The sequence below is a fragment of the Arthrobacter sp. NPDC097144 genome (assembly GCF_044762205.1).
Taxonomy (GTDB): Bacteria; Actinomycetota; Actinomycetes; order Actinomycetales; family Micrococcaceae; genus Arthrobacter_B.
Window position 1 is genome coordinate 273,184 of the sequence record NZ_JBIWDW010000006.1, and the last position, 7,265, is coordinate 280,448.

Annotated in this window: 6 protein-coding genes and 1 rRNA gene; all 7 read right to left on the minus strand. The window is 65.6% G+C overall.

The window, feature by feature from the left end; all coding sequences use genetic code 11:
- Positions 1 to 7: 7 nt before the first annotated feature.
- A complete protein-coding gene (recN, locus tag ACIQXM_RS15285; protein WP_400932973.1) occupies positions 8 to 1,753 on the minus strand; it encodes a DNA repair protein RecN in 1,746 nt (581 codons plus the stop codon).
- Entirely contained in the window at positions 1,746 to 2,720 is a 975-nt protein-coding gene (locus ACIQXM_RS15290; RefSeq protein WP_400932974.1) for an NAD kinase, read from the minus strand. Before ACIQXM_RS15290 ends, recN begins: the two co-directional genes overlap by 8 nt.
- Positions 2,721 to 2,767: 47 nt before the next feature.
- Positions 2,768 to 3,646 carry a TlyA family RNA methyltransferase gene (locus ACIQXM_RS15295; protein ID WP_400932976.1) on the minus strand — a complete coding sequence of 293 codons (879 nt, stop codon included), beginning with the start codon at positions 3,644 to 3,646 and terminating at the stop codon, positions 2,768 to 2,770.
- A gap of 3 nt (positions 3,647 to 3,649) precedes the next feature.
- On the minus strand, positions 3,650 to 3,856 hold the full coding sequence (locus ACIQXM_RS15300) for a hypothetical protein (RefSeq protein ID WP_400932978.1): 207 nt from the start codon (positions 3,854 to 3,856) through the stop codon (positions 3,650 to 3,652).
- A gap of 42 nt (positions 3,857 to 3,898) precedes the next feature.
- Positions 3,899 to 4,897, minus strand: a complete 999-nt coding sequence (locus ACIQXM_RS15305) for an HAD-IIA family hydrolase (RefSeq protein ID WP_400932979.1) — start codon at positions 4,895 to 4,897, stop codon at positions 3,899 to 3,901.
- A 4-nt stretch (positions 4,898 to 4,901) separates the two neighbouring features.
- Positions 4,902 to 6,773 carry a hypothetical protein gene (locus tag ACIQXM_RS15310; protein ID WP_400932981.1) on the minus strand — a complete coding sequence of 624 codons (1,872 nt, stop codon included), beginning with the start codon at positions 6,771 to 6,773 and terminating at the stop codon, positions 4,902 to 4,904.
- A 405-nt stretch (positions 6,774 to 7,178) separates the two neighbouring features.
- A 5S ribosomal RNA gene (gene rrf / locus ACIQXM_RS15315) occupies positions 7,179 to 7,265 on the minus strand; the annotation flags it as partial.

Genomic DNA, 7,265 nt, shown 5'->3' on the forward strand with positions numbered 1-7,265 from the left:
GCACTGGTTATTTGTCTGCACTGGACTGCTTCTGCGGCGGATGTCCCGCCGCCGCCAGGAGCTCGACGGCATGTGCCCGGGCGGACTCTGAGTCCTCCTGGCCCGCAAGCATCCTGGCAAGTTCCTTGATCCGCTCGGCATCATCGAGAACGGTGACGTCGCTGGCGGTGACCCCTGTTCCATCTTCCCCCGTCGCGGACATTTTGATGACCCGGATGTGATGATCGGCAAACGCCGCCACCTGGGGAAGGTGGGTGACCACAATCACCTGCACATGCTTGGCCAGCATGGCCAGCCGGCGGCCGATTTCCACCGCGGCCTTGCCGCCCACGCCGGAGTCGACTTCATCGAAGATGAAGGTCGGCACGGGGTCGACGGCGGCCAGCACCACCTCGATCGCGAGCATGACCCGGGAAAGTTCACCGCCCGATGCTCCCTTGCCCAGCGGCCTCGCCGGGGCACCGGGATGCGGCTGGAGCAGGAAGGAGATGCTGTCCGCACCGTGCACGCTCAGCTCCTCAACCGGCGTCACTTCGATGACCAGGTTGGCGTTGGCCATGGCCAGGGCCGAGAGCTCGTCGCTGACCCGCTGGGCCAGGTCAGCGGCAGCTTCGGTCCGCAGTTTGGTCAGGTCCGCCGCGGCGTCGGTGAGGGTCGCCTGGAGGCCGGTGATTTCCGCTTCCAGCGCCTCGATTCTGGTGCTGTCATCCCCCAGCTCGGCCAGCCGGATCCGGCTGGTTTCCGCCCATTCCAGGACTTCACCCACGGACGGGGCGAACTTCCGGGTGAGAGCGGAGATTTCCGCACGCCGGGATTCGACTTCAGCCAGCCGTTCGGGACCTTCCCCGTCCAGGGAGGCACTGTAGCTGGCCAGCTCGGTGGCAATGTCGGCCAGGACATACCCGACCTCCGCCAACCGCTTTGCGGAGTCGGCCAGGGCAGGGTCATGTTCACCGGCCATCTCAAGCTGGCGTTTGGCACCGTCCACCAGAGAGGTGGCATCGGTGCCGTCTGCAAAGTCCCCTGCGATCAGGGCCTGATGGGCGCCTTCCGCAGCGGTTCTCAGTTCCTCGAAGTTGTTCAGGCGGACCGCTTCGGTCTTCAGTGTTTCGTCTTCGCCCGGCAGCAGTTCCAGCGCATCGATTTCCTCCAGCGATGCCGAGAGGTATTCGGCTTCCCGCAGCCGTTCACGCGCCTGGTCCCGCAGGCCCGCCAACTCGGTCACCGCTGCACGCCAGCGGGAATAATCCGTTTGGTAGGAGGAGAGCAGGGATGCAAGCGCAGGGCCGGCATATTTGTCCAGCGCCTCACGCTGCGCGGCAGTGCTCTTGAGCCGAAGCTGGTCCGACTGGCCGTGGACTGCGACCAGATGCTGGCCCACTTCAGCGAGCACGCCCACCGGAGCGGACCGCCCGCCCACGTGGGCACGGCTTCTCCCCGCTGCGTTCACGGTCCGGGCAAGCATCAGCTCGGTGATGCCGTTGTACGTTTCCAGCTCGGCACCGGCGTCTTCAGCACGGGACACTGCGGCGTTGTCCGGAGGAAGCCGGACCACGGCTTCTGCCAGTGCAGCCTTGGCGCCCGTGCGCACGGCACCGGCGTCGGTCCGGGCGCCCAGGAGCATGCCAAGGGCAGTGATGACCATGGTTTTACCGGCACCTGTCTCACCGGTGACCACGGTGAATCCAGGGCCAAGCTCCAGGGTGGCATCCGTGATGACACCGAGGTCGCGGATCCGGATTTCCTCAATCATGTGCCGGCCCTCCGCGCTCGGCCATGCGCGTCAGTTCCACGCTGTCCGAGAGGTCTCCCGGGCTGCCGACAGGCCCGCGCCAGCCTTGGGTGGGCAGCTGGAACTTGCGGACCAGCCGCTCGGAGAACGGCGTGGCATGGGTGCGGGCCAGCCGCACGGGGATGTTGGAGCGGGTCACTTCCACCCGCGCACCTGCCGGGAGCTCGGCGCTGCGGCGCCCGTCGCACCAGAGCACTCCGGAAGCATTGGTCCGGGTCAGGATTTCCACGGCCAGGAGTGAATCCGGCGCGACGACGAGCGGCCGGGAAAACAGCGCATGGGCGCTTATCGGTGCAATGAGGAGGGCTTCCACTTCGGGCCAGACCACGGGACCGCCGGCGGAAAACGAGTAGGCCGTGGAGCCTGTGGGCGTAGCCAGGACAACACCGTCGCAGCCGAAGGAGCTGATGGGCCGGCCGTCCACCTCCACAACCACTTCGAGCATCCGCTGCCGGTCTGCCTTTTCCACGGCCGCTTCATTCAGCGCCCAGGTGTGAACGATGAGCCGGTCTTCGAACCAGACCTTGACGTCAATGGTCATCCGTTCTTCCACGGTGTAGGCACGCTCCACCACCCAGTGGACCGTCTGTTCCAGATCGGCGCGTTCGCTTTCGGCCAGGAATCCCACGTGTCCCAGGTTCACCCCGAGCAGCGGAACGTTGGTGTCGCGCACCAGCTCGGCTGCACGCAGGATGGTGCCGTCTCCGCCCAGGACCATGCCCAGGTCCACTCCGTCCAGGGAGACGTCTTCATCCAGGATCTCGGTTGGGGCTGTCAAGACGCCGTAGACCGCCTGGATGTCCTCCAGATCCTTGCGCCGCATGACCGGGATCAGCCCGGAGGCGTGAAGCTGCGTGCAGGCTTCCTGGGCCGCAGTCATGGCAGCCTGCCGGCCGGTGTGGGCCAGCACGAGTATCCGTCTGCTCATGTCCGTTGTGTCCTGTTCCGCCCCCGAGGGAGCTGGTTGGAAATCCGTCAGTCTTCTGCGGTCCGTTCCCCGCCTGCAACCCGATCCGCCGGATGACGTCCGGCTCCATCAAACCCGTCAAAGGCCTCATCCACCAAACGCCGTGCGGCTTCCTGTGCATCGGCGGGCTTTTCCGGCGCAGGCTCTCCCTGCTTTGGAACCTGCAGCCACAGGAAAAACTCCACGTTTCCGTTTTGCCCCGGCAGCGGGCTGGGCGCCAGTCCGGCGATGTTCAGGTTTTCCGCCAGGGCGGATACAACCACGCGGGCCACAGCCAGCCGGTGCTTTTGCGGATCGAGGACCACGCCGGCTTTCTCCAGCTTCTCACGGCCAACTTCAAACTGCGGCTTGACCATGAGCAGCATGCTGCCGCCGGGGCGCGTCGCCTTGGCCAGCGCAGCCACCACCATGGTTAGGGAGATGAAGGACAGATCAGCAACGGTGAGGTCCACCTGTCCTCCGATTGCCTCCGGATCCAGGTAGCGGACGTTCAGGCCTTCATGGACCTCAACCCGGGGGTCCCGGCGCAGGACATCCACCAGTTGATCGTGGCCTACGTCCACCGCCACCACATGTGCGGCCCCGCGCCGCAGCAGGACGTCGGTGAAACCTCCGGTGGAGGCTCCGGCATCCAGGCAGCGCTGTCCGGCCGGCTGCACCTGCGGAAAAGCATCCAGGGCGCCGGCAAGTTTGTGTCCGGCGCGGCTGACGTAGTCCGGCACGCCGTCGTCGAGCACTGAGAGCGCGTCCTCACCGGTCACCGATACCGAGGCTTTGCCCAGGACGGAGCCCCCGCGGGACACACGGCCTGCGGCAATCAGCTTGGCCGCATGGGTCCGGGAGCGGGCCAGTCCCCTGGCAACCAGTTCCTGGTCGAGTCTTGGCACGTGCTATCGCTCCTCTGGCGGTTCGGCGGTCAGTTCGGCCATCAGGCTGTCATGGAGCGCGGAGTAGACGGCGTGGTGGCCGGTTGAAGGCAGGTCCCCGAGCTGTCCAAGTACCGCCAGGGCAGCGTTGACCGCCGGATCCTCCGTCTGCGCCCCGGCGTCGGGCCAGGGGCCGGCGGCAACCCGGAGATCTTCGCTAATGTTCTGCATGCGGCGTCTATCCATCCCTTGAGCCGACGTTTGGATCCCAGCTTATCCGTCGCTGCTGACACTCCAGCTGAGCTCGGGTGCGGTGGCGTTTTCCTCGGCCGGGCGGGCGCTCCACCACGCGGCACAGGCGGCACGCCAGCTGTCCAAGTCGCCGCGGTTCCCGGAAATCTCCAACACGCCGCCGGTGACCCGGGCGGTTGCGGATCCGCAGCGCGCCACGCCGTCGAGTACCTCCACCGCCGGATAGGGCTGGTAGAGGGCATCGAGGTTTTCGAGCAGATAGGTGGGCCGCTCCGCCGTGCGGGCTGCCAGCGCGGTCTGCGGGGTGTCCACGCCGGTGAGCACCATTGCGGTGGCAAACCCGGCGTTATTGCCGCCAAGGATATCGGTGTCCAGGCGGTCACCAACAACCAGCGGCGTCTTCGCGTCCAGGTGGCGTGCCGCCGTCCGGAACAGCGGAGCCTCGGGCTTTCCTGCCACCAGGGGCGTCCTGCCCGTGGCTGCAGCGACGGCGGCCACGAGGGTTCCGTTGCCGGGGGCGATCCCCCGGGCCTGCGGAATGGACATGTCTGTATTCGTTGCGACCCATACGGCTCCGCGGCCGACGGCGAAGGCCGCCTCCGCGAGGTCCTTCCAGCCGAGTGCGGGATCAAAGCCCTGAATGACGGCGTCGGGGCGGTCATCAGCGGAAAGCACCGGGACCAGCCCCTGTTCGCGCACCTGCTCGGTAAGCCAGGCGCTTCCGGTGACCAGGACCGTTGCACCGGCCGGAACGGAAGCTGCCAGCAGCTCCGCCCCGGCCTGCGCTGAACCAAACACGGTCTCCGCTGTTGCCGGTGCCCCGAGCTCACGCAGATGCGCGGCCACGGTTTCGGAGGAACGCGAGGCATTGTTGGTGACGTAGGCGAGCTGCGCACCCACGCCGTCGAGACGCTGCAGCGCCTCGACGGCACCCTCAATGGCGTGCGGACCCGCGTAGACGACGCCGTCCAAGTCCGAGAGGACGGCATCGTATCCGGCAATCAGCGCAGTGGACTGCATGATGCTACGCGCGGTCCTCGTCGACGTCACCCGAGGGCGCGTCGGCGGAGAATTCGTCGTGGTCATTGCCATCGTCGTGCTGTTCGACAGTGTTGTCGTCGTCCTCTTCCTCTGCTTCGAGGACGCCGATCACGCCTTCCTGGTCATCGGAAGGCAACGTGTCGACGTCGTCCGTCAGGTCCAGGTCGCCGAGCGCATCTGCAGGCTCGGTTTCGGCCGGAGCCGCGAACGGGGTGTCGGAGCGCTCTGCACCGTTTCGCTCCTCACGGTCTTCACGGGCACGGCGCGGCTTCTCCGGCTTTTCCTCTTCGTCGTCGAGGTCGTAGATGTCCGGTTCAGCGAACTCGCCAATACCCAGTGCCTTTTCCGCCAGGAGTGCACGGTTGCGCCACTGCTCGGCTTCTTCGTTGCGGTCTGCGAGCTCCAGGGCATCGGCGTAGGCACGGAACAGACGGGGGCTGAAGGAGAACGCACGGTTCTTATCCAGCTGCGGGATTTCCAGTGCGGTCACGGCGGCGTCGTACTGCTCCATGTCCATGCGGGCACCGGACGCTACGATCGCCATGTCCACCTGGCCGGCGGTATCCAGTTCCTTCGCCTCGTCCGAGCGCGAGATGTCCAGGGCGCGGTCCGGACGGCCGAGACCGCGTTCGCAGTCGGCCATCATCGCCAGGTAGGCGTTGGAGCCGCTGATGCGGCGGTAGGTGCGGAATTCACGCAGCGCCTCGGCAAAGTTCTCCGAGGCATAGGCAGTCAGTGCAACTGCTTCGCGAACTGCAGCCATGCGTCCGCCGCGGCGGCTGGCCGCCAGCGCATGCTGGAAGGCAAGCTCGGGATCAATGTCGATCAGGCGTCCTGCCATAACCAGGTGCTTGGAGACCCACTCTCCGTTGACTTCCTCAAGGACGCGAAGCTGGGCGCGGGTGACCTTGTCCAGTTCCTGTCCCGTGACGTCGTCGTCGATTTCCGGGGAACGCTCACGGTCCGGGCGGTTGGCGCTGCGCAGGTCGCGGGCATTGTGCTTGCGCTCAGTGACGGGAGCATCCTCGCTCCGCTCCGGACGGCGATTGTTGTCCTTGCCGAAGGACGGCTTGCGGTCATTGTCACGTGCCGGACGACGGTCATCCCCGCCACGGGCCGGACGGTCACCGAAGGACGGCTTACGGTCACGATCGCCGAAGGACTTACGCTCACCGTCGCGTGCCGGACGACGATCGTCTCCACCAAACGAAGGCTTGCGGTCACCGAAGGACGGCTTACGGTCACGGTCACCGAAGGACGGCTTACGGTCACGGTCACCGAAGGACGGCTTACGGTCACGGTCACCGAAGGACTTACGCTCACCATCACGTGCCGGACGACGATCGTCTCCACCAAACGACGGCTTGCGGTCACCGAAAGACGGCTTACGGTCGTTGTCGCGTGCCGGACGGCGATCATCCCCGCCACGGGCCGGACGGTCACCGAAGGACTTACGCTCACCGTCACGCGGCGGACGACGATCGTCTCCACCAAACGAAGGCTTGCGGTCACCGAAGGACGGCTTACGGTCACGGTCGCCGAAGGACTTACGCTCACCATCACGTGCCGGACGACGGTCATCCCCGCCACGGGCCGGACGGTCACCGAACGACGGCTTGCCCTCCTTGGAATAGGGCTTGCGATCAGAGGAAGCTCCGCGGTCGCCGAAGGACTTACGCTCACCATCACGGGCCGGACGCCCGCCGAAGGACGGCTTCCGGTCTTCGAAACGCTTGGGCGCGTTCCGGTCATTGGTTGCAGGACGACCGCGGTCATCGCGCCTATCCGACGAGCTGCTGTTGCGGGCGGAGTTGGTTCCTTCGCTGCGCTGATCCCTGTTATTTTGCTCTGACATGCTGGTGAGTTCCTCTCGTCGTGAGCCGACCAACGGAATTTACTGCAGTCGCTCGTCACTATGGATATATAAAGTTGGTTCAAAGTTTATGGGGCCCAAAACGGGCACAGTCTGATTCTAGTGCAGTTGGCTTCGAAGATCGTTGTCCCGTGCCGTGAAGGGCGGCCGGGAATAGGTGAGACTGCCCACCTGCAGTTATCTGCCGGCCGCGGCTGTCCGGTTGATCACAAGTCGCGGTTGCCCGTTCCCCAGGAGGCGGAACCTTACGGTTTCCGGCGGCTGTGAGAGAGATTCCCCACGCGCCCGGACACAGTATTCCGGCGAAAAAGCCGGTGTTTTAGGGCGGGGCCGGTTAAACAGGAAGAGCCTGTACCAACACTGGCACAGGCTCTTCCCTCAAATATTGTCCGGCGGTGACCTACTCTCCCACACCCTCCCGGATGCAGTACCATCGGCGCTGTGGGTCTTAGCTTCCGGGTTCGGAATGGGACC